General features: G+C 63.8%; 20 protein-coding genes. 18 read left to right on the forward strand and 2 right to left on the reverse strand.

Translation table 11 applies throughout. The features are described 5' to 3' along the window. The first annotated feature begins 338 nt into the window (after positions 1–338). The 9 genes from Q0J54_RS09200 (at position 339) to Q0J54_RS09240 (ending at position 13241) form a co-directional block, all read left to right on the forward strand. A complete protein-coding gene (locus Q0J54_RS09200; protein WP_296305177.1) occupies positions 339–1835 on the forward strand; it encodes a substrate-binding domain-containing protein in 1497 nt (498 codons plus the stop codon). After that, the gene (locus tag Q0J54_RS09205) at positions 1832–3739 is read left to right on the forward strand and encodes a substrate-binding domain-containing protein (RefSeq protein ID WP_296305178.1); all 1908 of its coding nucleotides are present in this window, start codon (positions 1832–1834) and stop codon (positions 3737–3739) included. Before Q0J54_RS09200 ends, Q0J54_RS09205 begins: the two co-directional genes overlap by 4 nt. Next, the gene (locus Q0J54_RS09210; protein WP_296305179.1) at positions 3736–4671 is read left to right on the forward strand and encodes a hypothetical protein; all 936 of its coding nucleotides are present in this window, start codon (positions 3736–3738) and stop codon (positions 4669–4671) included. The genes Q0J54_RS09205 and Q0J54_RS09210 overlap by 4 nt, the downstream gene beginning before the upstream one ends. Before the next feature lie 298 nt (positions 4672–4969). Then, positions 4970–6694, forward strand: coding sequence for a DNA primase (gene dnaG, locus Q0J54_RS09215; protein ID WP_296305180.1), 1725 nt, complete (start codon positions 4970–4972; stop codon positions 6692–6694). Then, positions 6687–8447, forward strand: coding sequence for an RNA polymerase sigma factor RpoD (rpoD, locus tag Q0J54_RS09220; protein ID WP_296305181.1), 1761 nt, complete (start codon positions 6687–6689; stop codon positions 8445–8447). Before dnaG ends, rpoD begins: the two co-directional genes overlap by 8 nt. Before the next feature lie 205 nt (positions 8448–8652). Beyond that, a complete protein-coding gene (locus tag Q0J54_RS09225) occupies positions 8653–9459 on the forward strand; it encodes a thermonuclease family protein (RefSeq protein ID WP_296305182.1) in 807 nt (268 codons plus the stop codon). Then, a complete protein-coding gene (gene queC, locus Q0J54_RS09230) occupies positions 9459–10241 on the forward strand; it encodes a 7-cyano-7-deazaguanine synthase QueC (RefSeq protein WP_296305183.1) in 783 nt (260 codons plus the stop codon). The genes Q0J54_RS09225 and queC overlap by 1 nt, the downstream gene beginning before the upstream one ends. Continuing rightward, the gene (locus Q0J54_RS09235) at positions 10234–10794 is read left to right on the forward strand and encodes a serine/threonine protein kinase (protein WP_296305184.1); all 561 of its coding nucleotides are present in this window, start codon (positions 10234–10236) and stop codon (positions 10792–10794) included. Before queC ends, Q0J54_RS09235 begins: the two co-directional genes overlap by 8 nt. Positions 10795–11141: 347 nt before the next feature. After that, on the forward strand, positions 11142–13241 hold the full coding sequence (locus Q0J54_RS09240; protein ID WP_296305185.1) for a methyl-accepting chemotaxis protein: 2100 nt from the start codon (positions 11142–11144) through the stop codon (positions 13239–13241). 368 nt (positions 13242–13609) lie between these two features. On the opposite strand, the gene Q0J54_RS09245 is transcribed toward Q0J54_RS09240, so the two are convergent. Both Q0J54_RS09245 and Q0J54_RS09250 read right to left on the reverse strand, forming a co-directional pair. Continuing rightward, positions 13610–15733, reverse strand: coding sequence for a hypothetical protein (locus Q0J54_RS09245; RefSeq protein WP_296305186.1), 2124 nt, complete (start codon positions 15731–15733; stop codon positions 13610–13612). Positions 15734–15930: 197 nt separating this feature from the next. Beyond that, the gene (locus Q0J54_RS09250) at positions 15931–16815 is read right to left on the reverse strand and encodes an ornithine carbamoyltransferase (protein ID WP_296305187.1); all 885 of its coding nucleotides are present in this window, start codon (positions 16813–16815) and stop codon (positions 15931–15933) included. A 178-nt stretch (positions 16816–16993) separates the two neighbouring features. Between Q0J54_RS09250 and Q0J54_RS09255 the strand changes: the two genes are divergently transcribed. The 9 genes from Q0J54_RS09255 to Q0J54_RS09295 all read left to right on the forward strand — a co-directional run bounded on the left by Q0J54_RS09255 (position 16994) and on the right by Q0J54_RS09295 (position 25433). Then, entirely contained in the window at positions 16994–17665 is a 672-nt protein-coding gene (locus Q0J54_RS09255; RefSeq protein WP_296305188.1) for an HAD family hydrolase, read from the forward strand. 13 nt (positions 17666–17678) lie between these two features. After that, positions 17679–18380, forward strand: a complete 702-nt coding sequence (locus Q0J54_RS09260; RefSeq protein WP_296305189.1) for an ATP-binding protein — start codon at positions 17679–17681, stop codon at positions 18378–18380. Positions 18381–18456: 76 nt separating this feature from the next. Next, on the forward strand, positions 18457–19386 hold the full coding sequence (metA, locus tag Q0J54_RS09265) for a homoserine O-succinyltransferase (RefSeq protein WP_296305190.1): 930 nt from the start codon (positions 18457–18459) through the stop codon (positions 19384–19386). Positions 19387–19396: 10 nt separating this feature from the next. After that, positions 19397–19810 carry an Rrf2 family transcriptional regulator gene (locus Q0J54_RS09270; RefSeq protein WP_296305191.1) on the forward strand — a complete coding sequence of 138 codons (414 nt, stop codon included), beginning with the start codon at positions 19397–19399 and terminating at the stop codon, positions 19808–19810. A gap of 17 nt (positions 19811–19827) precedes the next feature. Then, the gene (nifU, locus tag Q0J54_RS09275; RefSeq protein WP_296305192.1) at positions 19828–20664 is read left to right on the forward strand and encodes a Fe-S cluster assembly protein NifU; all 837 of its coding nucleotides are present in this window, start codon (positions 19828–19830) and stop codon (positions 20662–20664) included. 2 nt (positions 20665–20666) lie between these two features. Beyond that, positions 20667–21821 carry a cysteine desulfurase NifS gene (gene nifS / locus Q0J54_RS09280; protein ID WP_296305193.1) on the forward strand — a complete coding sequence of 385 codons (1155 nt, stop codon included), beginning with the start codon at positions 20667–20669 and terminating at the stop codon, positions 21819–21821. Between the two features lie 439 nt (positions 21822–22260). Beyond that, entirely contained in the window at positions 22261–22536 is a 276-nt protein-coding gene (locus Q0J54_RS09285; RefSeq protein WP_296305194.1) for a metal-sensing transcriptional repressor, read from the forward strand. 97 nt (positions 22537–22633) lie between these two features. Beyond that, positions 22634–24502 (forward strand): cation-translocating P-type ATPase, encoded by a 1869-nt coding sequence (locus Q0J54_RS09290; protein WP_296305195.1) that lies wholly within the window; start codon positions 22634–22636, stop codon positions 24500–24502. A gap of 403 nt (positions 24503–24905) precedes the next feature. Next, positions 24906–25433 (forward strand): PAAR domain-containing protein, encoded by a 528-nt coding sequence (locus Q0J54_RS09295; protein WP_296305196.1) that lies wholly within the window; start codon positions 24906–24908, stop codon positions 25431–25433. Positions 25434–25518 lie beyond the last annotated feature (85 nt).

Here is a 25518-nt window from a genome sequence, read left to right on the forward strand (position 1 = left end):
TTTGTTCACAAAACAACTGTCATGGGGCTTTCTTTTTTTGGCAAGCCCTCTGTTAACTTTCAATTTACAATCTGCCCCTCCCCCGCGCCCCCTCCCCTCGAAAATCCTGCCGGGGTCCCCCACCGTCCGGGTGACGCCGCGGCCCCGGCTGCGTTCCCCAGTCCCCCGGCTGCACGCTGGAAAAGCACGACGGTGGCGCATGGCTGCCCCGCGTCATGCCTCATCCCCTCTCCACGCCGAAGCAAAAGACGGGCAACGTCGCTGAGCATTTTTAGTTTGAAACGCAACACGTTTCAAACTTAAAATGCTCAAGGGAAGAGGGACACGGAGGACGCCCGATGATGACGCGGAAATATCTTTGCTACCTGACGACGGCTACCGTCGTGAGTTTCCTGCCCCTGCCGCTGATCCTGGGCGGCCTCTTTCTGCTGAGGGAAGTCCTCCCTTCCGCCTTTCGCAAGCCGGTGACCATCTTCCTCTTCCTGGTCATACCGTCAGCCTGCGGCTGGTTGCTGGCGGCGCGAGCGCATTTCCCGCCCACCTTCGCCGCCAAATTCCTGCCCCTGCTGCTGCCGCCGCTGCTGGCGCTCGGCACGGCGCTTTGCTGTCTGCTGTTTTTCCCCATCGACATCCCGCTTGCCATGTATGCGCTGGGGGGAGCGATCTTCCTGCCGCTGTATGCCCTGTTCCTTCTGGCCTTCTGCCTCAGGAACCGCACACGCGAACCCGCGCGGGAACGCCGCAAGGGGATGCTGCGCCTCTTCCTGCCGCTTGCCGTCCTGTGCGTGGCCACCGGCCTCACCTGGCAGAGCGTTCGGGACAGGACCCTTTCCGGCGACGATGCCGTCCCCCTGCTGGACTGGGAATTCGCGGGAAAGTACTACCCTGGCTATGCGGACAACGCCCTGACGCTGCCTGCCACGCCGCCCTCCCTGCGCCTTGTCGGGGACCTGCCCCGGCTGGACGGCACGCTGGCCGCCCTGCCCCTGTATGCCGCCGCCTTCCAGGCCCTGACCTGCCTTGACGAGGACGGCCGTCCCCTTAGCGATGAGGCTCGCTTTGAAGCGGAGATAGCGGTCGGCTGGCAGCGAGGCGATATGAGGGGGCTGGAAGAGCTGGCCGACGGGGATACGGACATTTTTTTCGGTCCGCCGCCGTCACAGCGGCAGCTTGACGAACTGCGCGCACGGGGACTGACGCCCGACGTGCGGCCGCTGGCCCACGAGGCCCTCATCTTTTTCGTCCAGAAGGACAATCCCGTCAGCAGCCTGAGCAGCGAGCAGCTCCGGCGCATCTACACCGGGGAGATCACCAACTGGCAGGAAGTCGGCGGCCGGGACGAGCGCATCCTCCCCTTCCAGCATGAAAAAAGCAATGAGAATCAGGACATGCTGGCGCGTTTCATCCTGCGCGGGGAAACGCCTCTGCCCGCCCTGCGGGAAGAACTCAGGAGCTGCGACTTTTTGTCCGTCAACGTCGTGTCCCGCTACTACAAGCGGAACAACGCGCTGGGCTTCGGCCTGCGCTGGTATCTGGACAAGTGGTTCCCGGACGGCGATGTCCGCCCGCTGGCCGTGGACGGCGTGCCGCCCACGGACGCGACCGTACGCGACGGCAGCTATCCGCTCTGCCTGCCGCTCTGCATGATCTCCTGCCGGCCGCTCGACGACGACAGCCGCGCCTTCCGGGACTGGCTGCTCGGCCCCGAAGGCCGCGACCTCATCCGCCGGGCGGGCTATCTGCCGTGGGGGGACGCAAAGGACGGCGGTAATGACAGCGACCCGGCGACCCACGGGAGCCGCCGGGACCACGAGGACGAGAGGGACGAACGATGACGGGAAAGAACCCCTTCTTCTATATATGCATGAGCATCGGCTGTGCTGTTCTGGCACTGTTCGCGGGATTCGTCATCGCCTTCGCGAAGGACCTGGTGCACTATGACCTCTTCGCACCGCACGTCCTGGCGTCCATCTGTCCTTTCTTTTTCGTGCCGGTATATGCCGGTCGCCTGCTCAGAGACAAGGCCCCCCTCGATCTCCCGACAAGGATCCTTCCCCCGCTGGCGCCGCTGCTGATACCCCTGCTTCAGCTTATGGCGCTTCCTTTCATGGCGATCTCTCTCTTCACGGATCTGGGCGGGATCAAAGCGGAAGAGCTGCTGCTCTCTGTGCCGTATGGGCTGTTTCTGCTTGGCCTTTTCACCGGCCCCGCGGCGCAACAGCCGGAAAAGGCGGGAGGGATCCACGTCCGCTATCTGGTCATGGCGGTTACCGCGACCCTCCTGCTGGCCCTGTGCCTGGGTTGCATGACAGCGCCGCTGCTCCTTTTCCTCGGTCAGGAAGTGTATGGCTCGTCCGACGGCATGGCGTGCCTGCGCTCCTCCTCGTCGCTCTCCCTCCTGGGCCTTGCCGTCGCGCTGGACTACGGTCGCTGGCTGGCTTCCGGAGCCTCTTTTCGCGCCACCTTCGCCTCACGTTATCTCCCCCTCCTGCTGCCGCCGCTGCTGTTTCTTTCCCTCAGTCTTTATTTTATGCACACCAACCTCTCCGTGCCCTTACTTCTGTACCAGTCCACGGGGACAGCCTTCCTGCTGATCTACAGCCTGTTTCTTTTCGGCTTCGGCTGTGAGGTCAGCACAGGGGGACAGGAGCCGGCGCGGGGACGCCGCGTGGGCGTGGCCTGCCTGCTGCTCATACTTGCTCCGTTCTGTACGGCCTATGCGGTCAAATTCGTTTCTCTGGCAAGCATGAACTACAGCAGCGTGCATGATGCCGCCCCCTCGCTGGACTGGGAGTTCGCCCAAAGGTATTTCCCCCGTGAGGAGGACAACGCCCTGGCACTGCCCGCCGCGCCGCCCTCCCTGCGTCTTGGCGCAAGCCCATACCGGCTGGACGGCACGCTGGCCGCCCTGCCGCTGTATGCCGCCGCCCTGCAGGCCCTGACCTGCCTTGACGAGGACGGCCGCCTCCTCTCCGCGAGGGAACGGAAGGCGCGGCTGGTGCGGGAACGTGTGGACTACAGCCCACGCTACGATGTCCAGCGCCTGGCCGACGGGGAGATCGACATCCTTTTCGGGCCGCTGTTGCCGGAGCGGCAACTTGACGAGCTGCGCGCCCGGGGTCTGACGCCCGACGTGCGGCCGCTGGCCCGCGAGGCCCTCGTCTTTTTTGTCCACAAGGACAATCCCGTTACCGGTCTGACCAGCGAACAGCTCCGGCGCATCTACACCGGGGAGATCACCAACTGGCAGGACGTGGGCGGTCGGGACGAACGTATTTTCCCCTTCCAGCATGAAGAAGGGGACGAGAACCAACGCCTGCTGGAACGGCTCGTCCTGCGCGGGGAGGCGGCCGCTCCGCCCCTGCGGGAAGACTATTTGCCGTTTTCGTCCAGCGTTCTGCCCTCCACACGCGTGGCCCGCTACCGCAAGCGGGCGGGCGCGCTGGGCTTCGGCCTGCGCTGGTATCTGGACAAGTGGTTCCCGGACGGCGATGTCCGCCCGCTGGCCGTGGACGGCGTGCCGCCCACGGACGCGAGCCTGCGCGACGGCAGCTATCCTCTCACCCTCCCCCTTTGTATGATCTCCTGCCGGCCGCTCAGCGCCGGGGGCCGCGCCTTCCGGGACTGGCTGCCCGGCCCCGAAGGCCGCGACCTCATCCGCCGGGCGGGCTATCTGCCGTGGGAGGACGAAAGCGACGGCGACACAGAAAACCACGATAACAAGGAGAATGCACGATGACGCGGGAATATCTGCGCTATGCGCTCATGGCCGCAGCCCTGGGCTTCTGCGTCCTCATCATGAGCGCGGGCGGCATGGTTATCCTCCCCATCCTTTTTATCTCCCCTTTCACCTTTCTCCCCGACGACTTTTTTTTCGTCTTGCTGGCGCTCTGCTGCGGCTACATAGGCGGCCCCTGCTGCCTTCTCCTCGCCGTCTCGAAGCTGGGCTCCTGGCTGGCCGCCAAAGCGCCCCTGTCGTGCTCCGCATCCGCCGGACTGCTCCCCCTGCTGCCGGCCATCGCCATCCTTGCCTTCCTGCCTGCCGGGCTGGGCATGTACCCGGCCCCCTATATGCTCCTCTTTAATGAGCTGGATATGCTGCAATATCTGCGTATCACCGCCGGTCTGCTGTACGCGCTGTTCCTGCTTGCCTTCTGTCTCAGCCACCGCGCACGAAAAAGGACGGAAAAACACGGTGAGGAAGAGCGGCCCACCGCCGCGAGCGGCACAGGGACGATGGCGCAAGCCTATCGCCGCTATCTGGTCGCAGCCGCTGCCGTGAGCGTTATCTTCCTGCCGATCTGCGCCTTGTTGAGCGCGTTCTTTATGAAAGGCGATCTGGATAATCTCGACACGCTTCTGTGGAGCAGCTTCCTTGGGGCAGTCATCAGTTTCTGCTCCGGCATACCGGCGGTATGCGGCTACTGGCTGGCTGCTCGCGCACAGGCCGTATCCGCTTTCTCCCCCGGCTTCATGCCGCTCCTGCTGCCGTCGCTGCTCTTCTTTTGCCTCTCGCTTCCAGGCGCACTTTTTTTCTCCAGCATTTTAATGAGCTATCCCGAAGGGGTGATACTGGCTTTTCTGCTTACCTACGGCATGTTTCTCCTGGTTTTTCGTGCCAACAGTCGCGGGGGTAAACGAAAAAAGGACATTAGAGCGTTTTGCCTTTGAAAAAGGCGAAACGCGAGGCGGCAGAACAGCGCCACCCGGCCGAAAGTGAGCGGAAAAACGCGTTTTGTCCGCGAAACGACAGGCCGTGTGGTTTGAAACGCAAAGCGTTTCAAGCGTAAAATGCTCTAAAAGCCACGACCTCATCCGCCGGGTGGGCTATCTGCCGTGGGAGGACGCAAAGGGCGGCGAAAAATTTTTTCGCCTGAGCCTTAACAAGTCCGCCGGCGGCCTTATCATACAGAAACCGGGTGCGGCACGGCGCACCGTCGTGTTTTCGCCCAGGGGGAGCTTCAGCCGTATGCAGTCGCGGGATGCCATTCGCGCCATCAAGGAACGGCTCAACATCGTGGATGTGGTGCGCCGTTATGTGGAGCTCAAGCGCAACGGCCCGCGCTGGGTCGCGCCCTGTCCCTTCCATCAGGAGACCAAGCCGTCCTTCTCCGTCAATGAGGAGCAGGGGCTGTTCTATTGTTTCGGCTGTCAGGCCTCGGGCGACCTTTTCGATTTTTACGGCCGCATCAACGGCCTCGACTTCCGCGAGACGCTGGAACAGCTCGCCGCCGAAGCCGGCGTGACGCTGGATCGCGGCCCGGCGGACGCCGGACGCCGGCAGCGCGACCGGCAGGAACGCTCCGCCCGTCAGCAGATGCTGCGCATGTCCGAGATGGCGGCGGCTCACTTCGCCGCGGCTCTCAAGGGCAGGGATGGCGAAGAATGCCGCGCCTATGTGGAACGGCGCGGCCTGTCGCCGGACATCGTGGAGCGCTTCGGACTGGGCTGGGCCCGGCGGGACTGGCAGTCCCTGGCCGGGGCCCTGCAGCGCGGCGGCTTCCCGGAAAAGCTCGCCGTGGAATGCGGCCTGCTGGGACAGTCGGACAGAGGGCGGGCTTATGACCGCTTTCGCGGGCGGCTCATGTTCCCCATCAAGAATCTGTCCAATCAGATCATCGCCTTCGGCGGCCGCATCATCGCCGACGAGGATGAGGCCAAGTACATCAACAGCGCGGATACCCCCATCTATAAAAAGGGGGACCACCTCTACGGTCTGGCGCAGGCCCGCAAGGGCATCACCACTAAAGGAAAGGCGCTTCTGACCGAAGGATATATGGACGTCCTCACGCTGCACCAGTTCGGTTACGACAATGCCGTGGGCGTACTGGGCACGGCGCTCACGCCCGAGCAGATCAAGCGCCTTTCCGGCTTCACCTCCCGGCTGGTGCTGTTGTTTGACGGCGACCGGGCCGGGCGCAAGGCCGCTCTGCGCTCCTGCGAGATGCTGTTGACGCGGGGCCTGGCCTGCACGGTGGTGCTCATGCCCGACGGCGAGGACATCGACAGCCTGCTGCGCACGCAAGGGCCGGAGACCTTCGAGGCCCTGCTGGACAAGGCCCCGGACGGCCTGCGCTTTTGCGTGGAGGTGCTGCGCACGCTGGCTCCGCGCGAGACCGTGGAATGGGCGCGCCACTTCCTTGCGCAAGTGGAAGTGCCGGAGCTGCTCAGCCAGTACGCCTCACGTCTGGCCACGCATCTGCAACTTTCGGAAGAGCTGCTGCGCGAGGGCCTTGCCCTGCGCCGCCCGGCCGGACAGCCGCCCGCCGCCCGCCCGACGGAGCGCCGGCGGCAGAACATGCGTGATGTGCAGATCATGCTTTTTGCCGTGCGCTATCCGCAGCGCCTGAACGACTTGCGCAATATCGGCGCGGACCTGGCCCTGCAGTCGGCATCGGCCCGTGAGTTTTGGGATACCATTGAGCAGTGGGGGCCGGAGGAGGCCCCCTATCACCTGAGCGAACGACAGAGGAAATTCTGGTTCGACCAGCGCGAAGGCCCGCACGCCGCCCCGCTGGATTCGGGCGACCATGAATTCCAGTGCCTGAAAGATCACTTGGACGCCTATTACGCTTCTGCGCAAAAGTCTTCTGTTTCCGCAGCCTTACAAAAAAATGCCGGTACAGGTGACTTTGCGGCGGATTTGGAGTATCTTCGCGCGTTGCAGGAAACTAGGGAGAAGCGGAATGAATAATCTTAAGGAAATCCAGCAGATACAATCCCTCATTGCCAAGGGCAAAGACTCGGGCTTTCTGACCTTCGACGAGGTCACCAAGGCCCTGCCCGTGGAAATGAATACCCGCTTCGAGGAGATCATCGGCATCTTTGAAGAGCTGGAGATCGTCATCGTGGATTCGGAGAAGGAAGGCAAGAAGATCGCCGCCACGCCGACCGAAGTGGATGACGATGAAGTGGGCAACCTCGATCTTGTGGAAGACGAGGAATCCGCGGACTATTCCTCCCGCAGCACCGACCCCGTGCGCATGTATCTGCGCGAGATGGGCGCCGTGCCCCTGCTTGACCGCGACGGCGAAGTGGTCATCGCCAAGAAGATCGAGCTGGGCGAACAGGATGTGCTCTACGCCCTGGTGGAAGTGCCGGTGGCCGTGGAAGAGCTCATCAACGTGGGCGAGGACCTGCGCCAGAACCGCATCAAGCTCAAGGACGTGGTGAAGACCATCGAGGAGGACGACCCCAGCGAGGATGAGATGAACCAGCGCACGCGCGTCATCCTCCTGCTGGACGAGATCAAGGCCGTCTACAGGAAAAAACGCAAGATCTACAAGAAGCTGGACGACTGCAACACCCTTGAGCGCCGCGTGACCGCCACCCAGAAGGAAATCATCAGCTACAAGGAAGAGATCGTCACCCGTCTGCGGGACATCAAGCTGGAAAAGACCCTCATCGACCGCATCATCGAAACGGTGGAGGACTACGTCCGCCAGATGCACAATTGCCAGCGCGACCTTTCCGCCTACATCCTTTCCACCGGCCGCACCCAGCAGGAGATCCAGGCCATGTTCGACGGGCTGGAAAAGCGCGAGATCAATCCCAACGACGCCGCGCGCGACCTCGGCCTTACCGTGGACGAACTCTTTTCCTTCAAGGAAATGATCCTCGGCAAGATCGAGATCCTCAAGCGCCTGCAGGAAAAATGCTGCCATAACGTGACCGATCTGGAAGAGGTGCTCTGGCGCATCAAACGCGGCAACACGGCCGCCATGCGCGCCAAGCAGGAACTCATTCGCTCCAACCTGCGCCTGGTGGTGTCCATCGCCAAGAAATACACCAATCGGGGCCTGCAATTCCTCGACCTCATCCAGGAAGGCAACATCGGTCTTATGAAGGCCGTGGACAAGTTCGAATACCAGCGCGGCTACAAGTTCTCCACCTACGCCACCTGGTGGATACGGCAGGCCATCACCCGCGCCATCGCCGATCAGGCCCGCACCATCCGCATCCCGGTACACATGATCGAGACCATCAACAAGCTTATCCGCACCTCCCGCTACCTCGTGCAGGAGCTTGGTCGCGACCCCACGCCGGAAGAGATTGCCGAGCGCATGGAATATCCCGTGGAAAAGGTCAAGAAGGTACTCAAGATCGCCAAGGAACCCATTTCGCTGGAAACGCCCATCGGCGACGAGGAGGATTCCAGCCTCGGCGATTTCATCGAAGACAAGAAAGCCGTGGCCCCGGCCGAAGAGGTCATCAATACCAAGCTCAGCGAGCAGCTCGCCGCCGTGCTGGCCGATCTCACCCCCCGCGAGGAACAGGTGCTGCGCAAGCGCTTCGGCATCGCCGAAAAGAGCGACCACACCCTTGAGGAAGTGGGCCGCCTCTTCAACGTGACCCGCGAACGCATCCGGCAGATCGAAGCCAAGGCCCTGCGCAAGCTGCGCCACCCCGTGCGCAGCCAGACTCTGCGCACCTACTACGACAACTGATACACCTTCGGTGCGTGTCCGTCCCGGCGGGCGACAGCTCGTGACGCCGCGTGACGGATACGCGCCGTCTGCAGAATGTACCCGGCTGTTGACGGCTGCCGCCGGGGCATTTCTCCCGGAAGCTGCCGCAGGTCCGAGGTCCGGCGGGCGGGTTTCCGGTATGCCGCCGTACCGGAACCGCGTTTTTCAACCTTCAGAGGCTGTCATGTCCATTTCCTCCCTCCTGCCCGGACGCCTGATGCGTCATCTGCTGTTGCTTCCGCTTGCCGCGCTGCTGTGCGCCGTCCCCGTCATGGCGCAGGAGCAGGCCCCGCCGCCCGATACGGCGCTCGTTGCCGCCGCACAGGACGGCGTCGAGACCGGAGCCGAGGCCCCGGCCGTCCCCGCCGTGCAACGCCCAGCCCTGCCGCCCCTTGCCGCCGCGCCGGAAGCCGCCGTGGCCGTCTGCCTGGACGGCGACACCCTCAAGCTCACCAGCCGCCGCACTGTCCGGCTGGCCGGTATCGACACCCCGGAAATGGGCGGACGCGACAAAAAGCCACAATATTATGCCCGTGAAGCTCGCGAGCTGCTCAACGAGCTTTCGCGCGGGCAGGACGTCACCCTTTTTCAGCCCTCCGACAAACAGCAGGACAAGTACGGCCGGCTCATCGCCGACGTCTGTCTGGCTGACGGACGCTCCCTCAACGCCCTCATGGTGGAAGCGGGGGCCGCCTTCTTCTATCCCCATGCCGATCTGGATCCGGCCTATCAGGACTGGCTCAAGTCCCTTCAGGCCGCGGCGATCCATGAACGGCGCGGCATGTGGGCCTGGATCCTCACCCAGCCCCTTGCCCTCAAGAGCTACACGGGCAACGAGGAGAGCCGGCGCTTCTTCCCTGCCGCCTCGCCTGACGCGCAGCGCATCAAGCCGCGCAACCGCGTACATTTCGGCACGCTCATGGACGCCTTTCTGGCCGGATATGCGCCGGCCCGACACGTCAATCCCTGGCCGGATGCCGAGGAAAAATGATGGACGCGAGCTCCGCGCAACAGCCCCTTGCCCGCGAAACGGCTCTGGTGATCTTTTCCGGCGGGCAGGATTCCGCCACCTGTCTGGCCTGGAGCCTTGCGCGCTTTGGCCGGGTGCTGACCCTCGGTTTCGATTACGGCCAGCGCCATCGGGTCGAGCTGGATTGCCGCCGGCGTGTGCGTGACGCCCTGGCCGCCCTCTCGCCCCAGTGGGCCGGACGGCTGGGAGAAGATGTGCTGCTGACGCTGGATACCTACCGGCAATGCGGCGAAAGCGCCCTGACCGCCACACAGCCCCCCGCCGACGGCACGCCCCTCGGCACGCCCGCCGCCGACGGCCTGCCCAATACCTTCGTGCCCGGCCGAAACCTGCTGTTCGGCCTCCAGGCGGCCATCTGGGCCTATGCGCGAAACATCCGCCATCTGGTGCTGGGCGTCTGCCAGAGCGATTCCTCCGGCTACCCCGACTGCCGGGACGACAGCATCAAGGCGCTCCAGCTTGCCCTCAATCTGGGCATGGACACGCGCTACGTCCTGCACACGCCGCTCATGTGGCTGGACAAATGCGGGGCCTGGCAGCTTGCCGAACAGCTCGGCGGCTCTGCCCTTGTGGACGCCATCGTGGAAGAAAGCCACACCTGCTACGCCGGAGAGCGCGGGACGCGCCACGACTGGGGCTATGGCTGCGGACAGTGCCCCGCCTGCCGCCTGCGCGCCCGCGGCTACGCCGCCTACCGGGCCGCCCGCGACGCCGCCCTGTCCGAAGGGACGCTCCGTGCCTGATCGCCGCCGGCTCAGCGCCGCCGAAGGCGTGCGGGCGGCCCGCATCCTCTTTGCGCTGAATACGGAGACCAGCGCCATCCTGCGCATGCTGCGGCAGTGCGGCTTTCCCCCGGCCCTGCTTCAGGACGGGCACGCCGCCGTACTGTGTACGGAATGGCGCGCCTTTGTCCACGCCGCCGTGACGGCGGCCCTCATGCAGCATGCGCCTGTGGAGGTCGTGCTGGCCTATCTGCGGCAGACCCATCAACTCCTGGGAGACGCGGCTCCCGCCGCTCTCCGCGCCGAGGCGACCATGCCCGGAGAACCCGTTCCCGCCGGGAGCATGACGGCGGAAGCCCTGTCCCGCTTTGTGGACGGCCCCTTTTCGGCCTACATGCCCCTGCTGGCGCAGGCCGGTCCGCAAGCCTGCCCGGCCCTGTTCCACGCCCGTTCAGGCGCGGAGCTCCCCCAGCCTGAGGCGCTGGCCGTACAGGCCCGCCTTGCGGCCGTCATGGCCCTGCTCATCAGCACGCTCAACGACAAGCTCGACGCCTATGACATACTGGCGGAATAGCGGCGGGCCAGCCGACACCGCCGGCCCTCTCGCCGCACTGACGCCGCCGCTCCCCCGCGTGCGGCGATTTTTTTTTCTGCCGTGGCATGATACAATTATGATGCAAATATATTTTATCTGTCATATCAACTCATTAATGGAATATTACGCTGGACGCCACACCGAAGGCAGCTAAAGGGAACGGCATTTCTACCGATATGCAATAACAGAACATTCATGCTTCAAGTCGGGAACGGCTTTTCGGCAAGGCTCCGTGCACACGCGGGAGGCATCCGCCTTTTGCGGCGCAACTGTGGGAGGGGGAGCGTTCCATGCCGGTCGTTCACGGAAAGCGAGAGGGACCAATCGTGAAAGCAGCAACCGTCAAGGCACGCATTCTGCTGGGGCTCATCATCCCCCTGCTCATCATGGCGGGCGGCGTCGCAAGCGTCGCCATCTTGAAAATGCGGGATACCGCCATCAGCGACTTTACCGCCAAATCCCACCAGGAACTGGAGCTGTTCGGCTTCTACATCTCGCAGATGCTCAACGATGCCACGCATACTGCCGAGGGACTGGCGAGCTCTCCCGACATCAAGAACAGCCTGGGCAAGTTCCCCACCTTCCGGGACAGCAAGCAGGATACCGTCTACAAGTATGACGACCTTTCCCCGGAAGCCAAGGCCATAGCCGTCGAGCTGCGCAACATGCAGGAGAGCAACCCCAATTACCGGGAGGTCTTCATCGGCTACAAGGACGGCGGATACGCCATGTCCTTTGCGGAGACGAAGGTCCCCGCCGGCACGGATATGTCCAAACGTTCCTGGTATCTTTCCTGTACGAGCAATCCCAACAACTCCTCCCTTGGCGAAGTGTACCAGAATATCAAGGGAGATATGGTCGTCTGCACCACCACCAAGGTCAAGGACGACAGCGGCCAGCTCATCGGCGTGCTCGGCATCGATCTGGCGCTGACCAACCTTACCAGGACCATCGGGGAAATGCGGCTTGGCGACAGCGGACGCTTCGTGATCATCGAGCACACGGGGCGGCTCATCTGCTCGCCGCACACGCCGGATCTTGTGGGCAAGGTCATCGGCAAGGATTTTCGGCATGAAGCGCTCGAGCTCCTGCAGAACAGCCCCGACGGGACGTACCGCTTTTCCCTCGCTTCGGCCGACGTCATGGCAACGACCATGACCACGCCTTTCGGCTGGAAAATGGTCTTTGTGGAAGATGTGGCCGAGGTCTTTTCTTCCGCGGATGAAGCCATGCTGACCATTGCCATCGTCAGCCTGGTCATCACGCTTATTATGATCGTGCTTGGTCTCGTGCTCGTGCGCTCCATCACGCGGCCGCTGGATCTGCTGGTCGACTATGCCAATGAAGTGGCGGGCGGCAAGCTGGACGCCAGCGTGAACGCCGGGCACTTCTTCGGCGAGCTGGCGCGTCTGCATCAGGCCCTCGACGATATGCTCAACAACCTGCGCAAGTTCATCAGCGAATCCCGCCAGCAGACGGAAGAGGCCAAAAAACAGACCGACATCGCCAAAAAGGCTGTGGAAGAGGCTGAGGACGCCCGCAAGCGTGCCGAAAACGCCAAGCGGGAAGGCATGCTCAATGCGGCAAATCAGCTGGCGGATGCCGTGAGCATCATCTCCAGCACGTCCACCCAGCTCGCGCAGCAGGTGGAGGAATCCACCACCGGCGCCGAGCAGCAGGCCAGCCGTGCCACGGAGACCGCCACCGCCATGAACGAAATGAACGCCACCGTGCTGGAAGTGGCCAAGAATGCCGGCCAGGCCGCCGAAATGTCCAGCAACATGCGGCATTGCGCCGATGAAGGCGCGGACATCGTGCGCCAGGTGGTCAAGGGGATCGAGGATGTGCAGTCCATCTCCCTGACGCTCAAGGACGATATGGCCCAGCTTGGCGAGAACGCCCGTTCCATCACCCAGATAATGAGCGTCATTTCCGATATTGCCGATCAGACCAACCTGCTGGCGCTCAATGCCGCCATCGAGGCGGCCCGTGCCGGGGAAGCCGGGCGCGGCTTCGCCGTGGTGGCCGACGAGGTACGCAAGCTGGCCGAAAAGACCATGGCTTCCACCAGCGAGGTGGGCAACGCCATCAACACCATCCGCGACAGTACGGAAAAGTCCATCCATCAGGTGGACATCGCCGTCGAAAGCATCGCCAAGGTGACGGAACTCTCCAACAAGTCGGGACAGGCGCTGGAGCAGATCGTCAACATGGCCGAACAGTCCGCCGACGAGGTGCGCGCCATCGCCACCGCCGGGGAACAGCAGTCGGCCACCAGCGAAGAGATCAACCGCTCCATCGCCGACATCAACAACATCGCCACCAGCACGTCCAAATCCATGCAGCAGGCGGCGCAGGCCATCAGCGAACTGGCCCAGCAGGCCCAGCACCTCAACAGCGTCATTGAGGATATGAAGCGGGCCTGATGCCTGACATATGCGGAAAGAAGCGGCAACTTCCCCTTCTTCTCTCCGCAACGACACGGGAAATGAAAAAAGCTCCTTCGGGAGCTTTTTTCATACGGACGGCCCCCGCGGGGCAGGTCGGCGGGGAGGAGACGTAAGCTGCCCGCCGCCCGGACTGCCAGGCGCGCAGGCTGCCGGATGTGCAGGCTGCCGGATGCGCGGCAGATACGGGAAGCACGCCGCCGCGCTGCCCGCACGCGCACGCCCGGCCGGCAACACGAAAAAAAAAGCGGGCGGGCCTTCTCCGACCGCCAGCCGCGAGCAGGCGCGGACCTTGCCCGTCACGGCAACACGATTGTGGAGAGGATGCCGACGGAGCGGTCAGCCCATCAGGCCTGCCGCTGAAAGGACGGAGGCGCGTCGCCGTTCTGGGCCACGGCACGCAGGATGTCGTCCATGACGATGAGATCCCGCATGCCGACCCCCTGCTCCCGGGCCACGGCAAAAGTCCTGCGCCGCGCTTCTTCGTCGCCGACCGCGGCGGCAAGATGCGCGCAGGGCATGAGCAGACGGGCGTCACGCCGGGCAAGATCCCGAAAGAACGGCAGCGCATCGGCGAGCAGGTCGTGAGCTTCGTCGCCGCTGGAAAAGGACAGCCAGATGCCCATGACGGGCAGATGCAGGGCCCGGTAGCGCCCCGCATGCGGCAGGCGCTTGTCCGCATGGCGCAACAGCGAATGTCCGAGCTGGGCGGCGGCGGCCGCAAGAGCCGTGCCCTGCCCGGCCTCGATACGCCGGGAAACAGCGTGCAGGATGGCGGCCCCCTGCTCCACGTCTCCCCGTTGCAGGCGCATAATCGCCGTGACGGCATGCAGCAGCGGCGGAGCGCCCGCGTCCGGCGGGCGGCCGTCCGGCAGCAGATCCGAAAAATTGAGCACGCTCAGCATGAGCGGCGACGAGGGCACGCCGATCTCCACGCAATGCCGCACGACCGCGCGCAGCTCGGCCGCCGCGTCGGGATGGTCGCCCTGGCAGCGCTGGAGCGCATGCGCCGCCCACACGGCCGCCAGCGGATCACGCGGATCACGCCGGCAGCGATGCCGCAAAAAGGCGATGCCCCAGTCCGCAGGCATGCAGGCCAGCGCATGCTGGAGCCGAAAGATCATGGCGTCCCGAGTGATGGGGCGGGGATAGTCCGCCCAGGAGCGCAGCCCTGCGCGCAGGATGGCAAGGCATACCCGCGGGTCCGCCCCCCTGAGCGTATCGTGCCATTGCTGGACGGCCGGGACGTTTTCCGGATGCCACCGGGAAAAGGGACGCCGCAGCAGGCGCAGCCACTCCCGGCAGGTCGTGTAGGGGCTGTCGCCCTTGTCGAGCACGATGGCATCAGCTGCGGGCGGTTCATCCCGCAAGATACGCTCCACCGCGTCACAGAGATAGGGGACAGCCTGCCCGAAATGCAGGCTCTCCCTGTCGCGCAGGGCCCGGATGGCCCGCCGCATGGCCCCGTCATCCGCCATCGCCTGCTGGATGGCCGCAATGGCCGCCTCCGGCGTGGAGGCCTTCCAGCAGACCTCCTCCCGCCGTGCCGGGTCGGCTGCTTCGGCATCCGGCTGGAAGAGCACGGCAGGCCGCAGGGTCGTGAACGAATAATTGCGCCAGACGCTGGAATAGTCCGTCAGCAGCGCGTCCGTCCGCAGCAGACTGTCCATGCCGTCATCGCCGCATTCCACGAGGAGCCGGGATGGCGCATCCCGAAAATGCTCCCGCACGGCCCGCACCTGCGGGGCGGCACGCTGGCTCTCCAGCGGCCGGAGCACGAATTCCCAGCCGGGAAAGGCGCTGAAAAACCGCTCGATGAGCGCTATCCAGAGCTTTCCCAGCGCTTCGGCGCTCATGCCGCGCGGCAATTGCCAATGAGGAAAAAAACTGACCCGGCCGTACGGCCCCGGCCCCATGCGGCGGGCGGCGGCACAGAGCAGATCGTTCTTGAGATAGCCGGCGGGCAGCAGGGTCAGCGTCCTGCCCGCGCAATGCTTGCAGAAATTGGGAAAGGCGCCGTAGTCAAAGGCGGCGACCTCACGTGTGGGGATGACGAGGTAATCCGCCCAGTACGAAAGCCGATTCGGCATCTCCTCCGCGGGCGCATGCGGCAGGATCATGGTCTTGCCGTGAAAATCCGCCGGCTTGGCCGTCAGCGTGAGCGTATTGGCAATGAGCAGGTCGGGGAAGGCGCTTTCCGCAAAGACATGGGGATTCTCCACCCGGTACAGCCCTGCCCGCCGTGCCGGCGGCAAGAGCCGGACAGAGCGGGGCAGGCGCTCCTTGCAGGTCAGGAAAAAAACGGTCCCTATGCCGCGCTGTTCCAGCGCCTCCCGCAAAAAAAGCATCAGCGCCGTGTTGTCGTTGACGAGGGTCGTCGCCCACAGCCCCACCACCGGCCCCCGCCCTGCCGGACGCACGGCCTCGAGCTCCTGCCGGGACGCCAGCAAGGGTATACCATGCGTGTTCATGCCACCCCTCTTTCCACGGGACGCCGCCTCCCCGCGACCGGCCCCGCCGCGTCAGGTACGGTCGGGGATCGTCCGCGGGCACGACTGATGGCCCGCACGCCGCACGATCCGCCGCCGCACCGAAACGGTGGGCGTCATGCGTGATCCCGCGCGAACGCCGGCGAGCGCGCGCCGGCGAGCGCGCGCCGTCCCGTCCGCTAGCTTTCCAGGAACACCCAGTGCAGCAAACGCTTGTGCACCCGCAGGCGATTTTCCGCCTGGAGCATCAGCAGGGAGCGCGGGCTGAGCGCAAGCCCGCTCTCAACGCCGATGGCGCGGATGGGCTGTGAGCCCAGCAGCACATGCGCTCGCGGAGCGGCCTTTTCCATGAGGGCCTCCGTGATGCGCCAGCGGGGTTCATCCTGGATGTCCAACTCGCTGCGGCAACCGGCAAAGACGTAGTTTGCGCCTTCCGCGGCCTCTTCCGGCGTCTCCACGATGTCCACCTTGACCCCGTGGCGCGCCGCCGCATCCAGCACCGGCCGCCTGTCATTGCTCGGCGGCAGGGAGACCTGGACGCTGTAGGGGAAATATTGCATGCCTTCGATGAGCGAAAAGAGCGTACCGTTGGTGCAGCCAATCCAGCCGACGCGCACGCCCTTGAGGTCATCCTTGGAATATTTGAGCATGCAGGCGATGTCCGCCAGCGCGTGCGCCGGATGTCCGTCCGGGCTGCCGGCATTGATGACCGGGAACTGCACCTCCACCTCCCGCTTTTCCCAGGTGCGGGCCGGGAATCCGTAAAGATACATGCAGTCCACATAATAGTTGATGACGCCCATGAGCTGATGCTGGTGCTTGTCCAGCTCCTCGCGCCATTCCCCGATGGTCCCCTGGTACAGGGTGGAGCCGCCCATCTGCCGCACGGCGGCCGTGATGCACAGGCGCTCCGGCAGGGATTCCTGAGCGAAAAGCAGCATGGCCATACGTTCGGTCATGAAGTCGGTATGGGAACGGGCGTCCGGGATGCCGCGCGCCTGCTGCACCAGCAGCCAGCTCCCCGACTCCCCCAGATCCTGCAAACTCAGAACATGTCGTGCCATAACACTCACCTCCATAGGGGTTGGCTGCTCTTCACGATAGCAATGGCCGGGCAGGCTGTCCAGCAGGGAAAGGCCATTCGCTCTGCCGCCCGGCCGTCCCGCCGTCCTGTCCGCACTGCTACTTGTCGCTCGGGCCAAATGCTTATATACTGCTAGGTAATTTTGCCGCGGAGGGGATATGCGCGCTTTCATTTTTGATTTGGACGGGACCCTGCTGGACACCCTGCTGGATATCGGCCATGCCTGCAATGCCATGCTGGCGGCCCACGGTTACCCTGTGCACGAGCCGGAAGCCTACCGGCGCATGGTGGGCAACGGCTTCGGCAAGCTGGTCCGGCGCGCCCTGCCCGCCGATGCGCTGGCCGAGCTGCGCGCACGGCGTCCCCATGAACAGGCCGTGGAGGATCTGGTGCGGGAGACCCGCGCCGTCTATGCCGAACACCTCAACGACGCCACGCGCCCCTATGAGGGGATGCCCGACGCCCTGCGGGAACTCGCCGCCCGAGGCATGACGCTGGCCGTCTTTTCCAACAAGCCGAACGAGTACACCCGCCTGCTCATCGACGCCCACTTCCCCGGCGTCTTCTCCGTCATCCGCGGGGCCCGGCCGGATACCCCCCTCAAGCCCGATCCGGCCGGAGCTTTTGCCGTGATGGCGGCCATGGACACAGAACCCGGCCAGTGCTTCTATGTCGGCGACAGTGATGTGGATATGCTGACGGCCCGCCATGCCGGCATGACCGGCGTGGGCGTGGCCTGGGGCTTTCGCGGCCTGGAGGAGGTCCGGGCGGCGGGCGCGGCCCGCCTGGTCCGGCATCCCCGCGAACTGCCCTCCCTGCTGGACAACTGAAATGGAGATGACCATGCAACGTCCTATTATCGAGATCGACGAGGAAAAATGCAACGGCTGCGGCCAATGCGTCCTGGACTGTGCCGAAGGCGCTCTGGCCGTCATCGACGGCAAGGCCCGCCTCATCAGCGAGATCTATTGCGACGGGCTCGGGGCCTGTCTCAACTGCCCGCAGGGCGCGCTACGCATCGTGACTCGCGAAGCGCCGGCCTTTGATGAGGCCGCCGCCCTGGCGGCCAAGGCCGAGCGCGAAGGCCGCCCGGCCGACGCCCCCGGCGGCCACGGCTGCCCCGGCAGCGCCCCGCGCCTGCTGACGCCCCTTGCCGGCGCGGCCGCCCCGACCGCCTCGCCGGACTCGCCGCTGGCCCAGACGGCCACCTGGCCCCTGCAACTGCGCCTTGTGCCGCCCTCCGCGCCCTATCTGCGCGGGGCGCACCTGCTGCTGGCCGCCCATTGCGCGGGCTTCTGCCTGCCCGACCTGCATGAGCGCTGGCTGGCCGGGCGTGTGGCGCTCATCGCCTGCCCCAAACTGGACGATGCCCGCGAGTACCTGCAAAAGCTCACCGACATCCTGGCTGCCAATGCCGTCAGCGACATCACCGTGCTGCGCATGAGCGTACCGTGCTGCGGCGGGCTGGACGCGCTGGCGCACAAGGCCATGACGGCGGCCGGCGTGAGCGTGCCCCTTCACAGCCATACGGTGCGGCTGGGCTAGATTTTTTGCACCGCTTGACAAAACATAGTAAAGGACTATGTTTTAGCCGACAGCACACATAACCACCGAGAACGTCATGCCCATACAGATCCCTGCCGACCTCCCCGCCCGCCTCGCCCTGGAGAACGAAAACATTTTCGTGATGACCGAGGAGCGTGCCGAACGCCAGGACATTCGCCCGCTGGAGATCGTCATCGTCAATCTCATGCCCACCAAGATCGCCACGGAGACGCAGCTTTTGCGGCTGCTGGGCAATTCGCCGCTCCAGGTGAACATCACCCTGCTGCGGACGGCGCAGCATGAATCCAAGAACACGCCGCTCGTGCATCTGGAGCGCTTTTACCGCACCTTTGACGAGATACGCCATCGCCGCTTCGACGGCATGGTGGTCACAGGCGCGCCGGTGGAACACCTGCCCTTCGAGGCGGTCGACTACTGGCAGGAGCTGCTGGAGATCATGCAGTACGCCACCACCAACGTGTACTCCACGCTCTATATCTGCTGGGCGGCACAGGCGGCGCTCTACCATTTTTACGGCGTGCCCAAGCACGACCTGCCGGCCAAGCGCTTCGGGGTCTTCCGCCATCAGGTACGGCAGACTTCCTGCCGTCTTTTCCGGGGCTTTGACGACGATTTCCCGGCGCCGCACTCCCGCCATACGGAAGTGCGCAGCGAGGACGTACGCAAGATCCCCGAGCTGCGGATCCTGGCCGAGTCCGATGAGGCGGGCCTGACGCTGGTGGAACGGGTGGACCATACCCAGGTCTTTATGACCGGCCATCTGGAATACGACCGCGGCACGCTGGATGCCGAATACCGGCGCGACCGGCTGCGCGGCATGGATACTCAGCCACCGCTGCACTATTACCCGGACGAGGACCCGGACAGGCTGCCGGTCATGACCTGGCGGGCGCATGCCCACCTCTTCTACAGCAACTGGCTCAACTACTACGTCTATCAGGACACGCCCTTTGATTTTACCCGGGAAGAACCCGGAAAGGCCTGAGGAGACCGCCATGCGCTTTTCGACCCGCACCCGCTACGGTCTGCGCTTCCTGCTGCGGCTCGCCCAGCAGCCTGATGGCTCGCTGGTACAGCTGGGGCAGGTCGCGCAGGAGGAAAACATCTCGTCCGGCTATCTGGAACAGATCGTGCGCGCGCTCAAACCCCTCGGCATCCTCTTCGCCGTGCGCGGGTCGGGCGGCGGCTACCGCCTTTCCCGTCCGGCCTCGCACATCAATCTGGAAGAGGTCTTCGCCCGGCTGGAAGGGGAGATCTCGCCTGTTTCCTGCCTGTCGGGGAACAAGCATTGCGCCCGGCAGGACAATTGCTCTTCCCGGCTGTTCTGGCATGAGCTGGACGAACATGTCAGACGTTTCCTGCGCGAACGCACGCTTCAGGACATCCTGGATGCCGAAAAGGCTTCCTAACTCAGGAGGACATACCCATGTGGAACTATACCGACGCCGTCCATGACCACTTCCTGCATCCCCGCAATGCCGGTCCCCTGGCCGATGCCAACGCCATCGGCGAAGTGGGCAGCCTGGCCTGCGGCGACGCGCTCAAGCTCTATCTGCGCATCAACGACAAGGGCATCATCGAGGATGCCGGCTTCGAGACCTTCGGCTGTGCCAGCGCCATCGCGTCCAGCTCCGTGCTGACGGAACTGGTCAAGGGCATGCATGTGGACGAGGCCATCAAGCTGACCAACAAGGACATCGCCAATGCCCTCGGCGGCCTGCCCAAGGAAAAGATGCACTGCTCCGTCATGGGCGCCGAAGCGCTGGAGGCCGCCATCCGGCAGTGGAAGGGCGAGCCCGCCGTGCCCCATGCGCATGAGGAGGGCAAGCTCGTTTGCAAGTGCTTCGGCGTGACCGATGCCCAGATCCTGCGGGCCATCCGCGAAAACGGTCTCAAGACCGTGGAGGAGATCACCAATTACACCAAGGCCGGCGGCGCCTGCGGCGACTGTCTTGATCAGATCGCGGAGATCCTTGCCGACGAGCTGCGCAGCCCCCGCCTTGTGGAGATCGCTCCCCGGCCCCGTCTGACCAACGTGCAGCGCATGCAGCGCATTATGAAGGTCATCGACGAGGAGATCCGGCCCAAGCTCGAGGCTGACGGCGGCACCATCGAACTGGTGGATGTGGACGGCAAGCGCGTGCTGGTCAATCTGGGCGGACGCTGTGCCCAGTGCCGGGCCAGTGCCGTCACGCTGCACGATCTTGTACAGCGCACTCTGCGCGAGCAGGTGGAAGACGACCTTACGGTGGAGGAAGCCTAGCCATGAAGACCATCTATCTTGACAACAACGCCACGACCGCCGTGGCGCCCGAAGTGCGGGACGCCATGCTGCCCTATCTGGGCGAACTCTACGGCAATCCCTCCTCCATGCACAGTTTCGGCGGTCAGGTGGCCGGCGCCGTGGACGAGGCCCGGCAGCGCGTGGCCCGCCTGCTGGGCGCGCAGCCCGAGGAGATCATCTTCACCTCCTGCGGTTCGGAGAGCGACAATACCGCCTTCTGGAGCGCCCTGCAGACGCAGCCGGAAAAGCGCCGTATCATCACCACCCGGGTGGAGCATCCCGCCATCCTCAATGTGGCCCAGTACTGGGCGCGGCAGGGTTACCACGTCACCTTCCTGCCCGTGGACGACAAGTGCCGGCTCGATCTTGACGCCTATGCCGATGCCCTGCGGGAGGATACCGCGCTCGTGAGCGTCATGTGCGCCAACAACGAAGTGGGGACCATCCATCCCGTGGAAGAGATGGCCCGCATGGCGGCGGAAAAGGGCGTGCTCTTCCATACCGACGCCGTGCAGGCCGTGGGCAAGGTGCCGCTCGATCTGGGCAAGTCCGCCATCGGCATGCTCTCCCTCTCCGGCCACAAGCTGCATGCCCCCAAGGGCATCGGCGTCCTCTATGTCCGCAAGGGCGTCCGCTTCCGTCCCCTGCTGCGCGGCGGGCATCAGGAACACGGCCGCCGCGCCGGCACGGAGAACGTCCCCTACATCATCGGCCTCGGCATGGCCGCGCATCTGGCCAGCGAACACATGAACGAGGAGCGCACCGGCGTCGCCCGCCTGCGGGACAAGCTGGAACAGGGCCTGCTGGCGGCCGTCCCGGACTGCCGCGTCAACGGCGATACGAAGGACCGCCTGCCCAACACGAGCAACATCGCCTTCAAGAACGTGGAAGGCGAGGCCATCCTCCTCATGCTGGACAGGCTGGGCATCTGCGCCAGCTCCGGCTCCGCCTGCACATCCGGCAGCCTTGAGCCTTCGCATGTGCTGCGGGCCATGGGCGTTCCCTTCACCTACGCGCACGGCTCCGTCCGCTTCTCCCTGTCGCGCTACACCACGGAAGAGGAAGTGGACTTCACGGTGCAGCATCTGCCGTCCGTCATCGAGACGCTGCGCAAGATCTCGCCCTTCAAGGGGTAGGTCTGTCAACAAGGGAGTTGGCTGGGGGGAAGAGGAACCCCGCCGCCGGCGCGGGAGCGGGACCAGCCTTTACGCAGCGAAGCGAGAAAAGGCGTTCTCGTCATCCTTCCCCCCATCCCTTCCCAGCGCGCTTTTACAGCGTTTTGCCTTTGAAAAAGGCATAACGCGCGCCGGCGGCAGAGCGCCGCCGTCCCAACCCAAGGGAAACACCGCGTTTTTTCGCGAAATGACAGAGCGTATGGTTTGCAGCGTGAAGCGTGGCAAACGAAGACTCCTTGATGAGGAAGGGACAGGGAACGAGACAAAAGTCCTCCCACTCGAAACGGTTTGCCCAATTTGTGTTGTAACAACTGGCCCGCGCACGGCTCCCCCTGTCGTGAGGAACGGCTGACGCCCCAGCCGACAGGACGCAATCGGGCCTCTCCCACACGAGGACGCCATGAAGCAATGTATGGACGCCGAAAAGCTGCATCGCCGCATCGGCAAGCTCATCGGACAGCTCAAGGCCATTGACCAGATGATCGACAAGGATGTCCCCTGCGAAGATGTCCTCATGCAGATCAATGCCGTCAAAGGCGCCCTGCACAAGGTCGGCCAGATCATCCTGGAAGGCCATTTGCAGCACTGTGTCCGTGACGGCATCGAGCATGGCGACGCCGAGGCCACCATTGCCGCCTTTGCCAAAGCCATCGACCACTTTTCCCGCCGCAGCTGACCCCTCCTTTTTTTGCTCGCGCTTGACTACCCATACCCCTATGGGTATATTCCCTCCCAGATGAACTTGACTTTCAATTCTCTGCAAGGAGGACAGCATGCTGACAGAGGTACGGCAATGGCTGCGGGAAGAGCCGCGGCAGGCGGCATCACTGGGCGTGTCCGCCCTGGCGCTGCTGCTGAGTTTTGTGGATGTGCGCGTCGACTGGCTGGACCCGGCCTGGCTGGCGGTGCTGCTCTGCGGCGTCCCCATCCTCCGGGAAGGGGCGGAGGGGCTGTTCACCCGGTTCGACATCCGGGCGGATGTGCTGGTGTCGCTGGCGCTGGTGGCCTCCGTCATCATCGGTGAGATCTTTGCCGCGGGCGAGGTGGCCTTCATCATGCAGCTGGGCGCCCTGCTGGAAGAACGCACCGTGGCGCGGGCACGGGCCGGCATAGAGCGGCTCGTGCGCCTCACCCCCCGCACGGCGCGGCGTCTGGCGGAGGACGGTACGGAAAGCGTCATCCCGGCCGAGGCCGTCCGGGCGGGTGACAGGCTGCGGGTGCTCCCCGGCGAGACCATCCCGGTGGACGGCGTCATCCTTACCGGACAGACGGCCATCGACCAGTCGGTTATGACCGGCGAATCCCTGCCCGTGGACAAGGGCCCCGGCGACGCGGTGAGCAGCGGCACGGTCAATCAGTTCGGCAGCTTTGACATGCGCGCCGAAAAGGTGGGCGAGGACAGCGCCCTGCAACGCATGATACGCCTCGTCCAGTCCGCCGATGCCGGCAAGGCCCGCATCGTGCGTCTGGCCGACCGCTGGGCCACCTGGATAGTGCTCACGGCCCTGCTGGCGGCGGCAGGCACCTGGATCGTCAGCGGCGAGGTGCTGCGGGCCGTGACCATCCTGGTGGTCTTCTGCCCCTGCGCGCTGGTGCTGGCCACGCCCACGGCCATCATGGCCGCCATCGGCAACGCCACCCGGCACGGGATGCTGGTCAAGGAAGGGGATGCGCTGGAACGGCTGGCACGCGTGCGGACTGTGGCATTCGACAAGACGGGCACGCTCACCTATGGCACGCCCGGCGTGGCGCGGGCGGTCAGCGCCCTGCCCGGCCTTGCCCCGGACGCGCTGCTGCGTCTGACCGCTTCGGCGGAGGAACGCTCGGAGCATCCGCTGGGCAAGGCCATCGTGCGTGATTTCCGTGCAACCGGGGCAGCGGCCGCGGCAGTGGAAGCGTTCCGCATGCTGCCGGGGCGCGGCATCAGCGCTACAGTCGACGGCACGCCGTTGCTGGCGGGCAATGCCGCCCTGCTGGCCGAACACGGCATCACCCTGCCGCCGGAGCTGGAAAAGGAAGCGGAACATGCCCGTCAGCAGGGGCAGTCGCTTGTCTATGTGGCGCTGGACGGCAAGGCGGCCGGTCTCGTGGCGCTGGCCGACGAACTGCGGCCCACGGCGGCGGAAACGCTTGCCGGGCTCCGCCGCTGTGGTGTGGACGCCGTCCTCCTGACCGGCGACAGCGACGCCGCCGCGCAGTCAGTGACCAGCCGGCTGCCCCTGAGCGCCGTGCGTTCTCATTGCCTGCCGGAAGACAAGCTGCGCTGGATACGGCAGCAGGAGGCGCAGGGGCAGCCCGTCTGCATGATCGGAGACGGCATCAACGACGCGCCGGCCCTCAAGGCGGCGTTCGTGGGGGTGGCCATGGGCGGCGCGGGCAGCGACATTGCCGTGGATGCGGCGGACATGGCGCTGGTACAGGACGACATCCGCGAGCTGCCGCACATCATCGCCCTAGCCCGCCGCATGATGCGTACCATCACATGCAATTTGTCCTTTTCCCTCTTGCTCAACTTCGCCGCCATCCTTCTTGCCATGACCGGCCTGCTGACGCCGGTGAGCGGCGCGCTGGTGCATAATGCGGGGTCGGTGCTGGTCATCGTCAATTCCGCCCTGCTCCTGCACTGGCAGGCGCGGGGGTGAGGGGGGTCTCCTTCTTTTTTCTCGCTGGTCGGCGGCTTCAGTCCGGCATCCAGGCGTGGTCGCCTGCGCGGCGGGCGGCAGGGGGTTTCCTCTTCTTTTTTTCTTACCGCTAACTGCCGGTTTCAGCCCAGCGCACGGGCGTGGTCGCCTGCGCGGCGGGCGGCAGGGGGTGAGAGGGGCGAGCCCCTCTACATGTCAATGGATTTTGGCATGTAATCAGTTAATACGTTATGAAGAAAAATATTCTTACAAAAAAACCCTGGCAATTACCCCAAAAGGAAGAGGAAATGCGCTCCTCCTGTTTGTTACTTCTTTAAAAAGCAAATAATTTCAGCATAATATATATTTGCAAAAATGCTTTTAACAGGATATTCTATAATCTGAAAAAAGAGGAGTTTTAGCCATATCTGGAAAGCCTGTTGCACGCGTTGGAGATACTGGCAGTCATGGGGGAACCATTATCAATGGCAGCCCCACTGTTAGGGCCAACAACCGCCCGATTGCTCTTGTAGGAAGTACCTATAACTGCCCAGTGCATGGCCCAAATCCCATTGTAACTGGCGCGCCATTTATTTTGGATGATGATGTTCTCGTGGCGCATGTTGGTTCAAAAACAGCATGCGGAGCGGAGATTACGTCTGGTTCTCCTGATGTATTTATTCATATAAATGACATTGAGTATGATAAATTAACTTCTAGTTCCCATAAAGTATCGAACATGACTTATAATGGTGCGTTTCAACTTATTAATGATGAAACAGGACAGCCAATTTGTAATATGCTTTATGCCTTAGTTGTTGGCAATAAAATTGTTGCACATGGCAAAACGGGAAAAGATGGTTTTACCGAAAGAATTTATACTCAAAATTCTGAAAATTTAGAAATATTTATTGGAACATCTGCCCATAAAATTTTATATGGAGGTCAATAATCATGCCGACTAGGGCCTGTTAACGCTATTGATGTTTTTATGGTCATGGGGTAAGCTTGACCCCATGACCATAACTAAAGAACAC

Source organism: uncultured Desulfovibrio sp. (assembly GCF_944324935.1).
In the GTDB taxonomy this organism is placed as follows: domain Bacteria; phylum Desulfobacterota; class Desulfovibrionia; order Desulfovibrionales; family Desulfovibrionaceae; genus Desulfovibrio.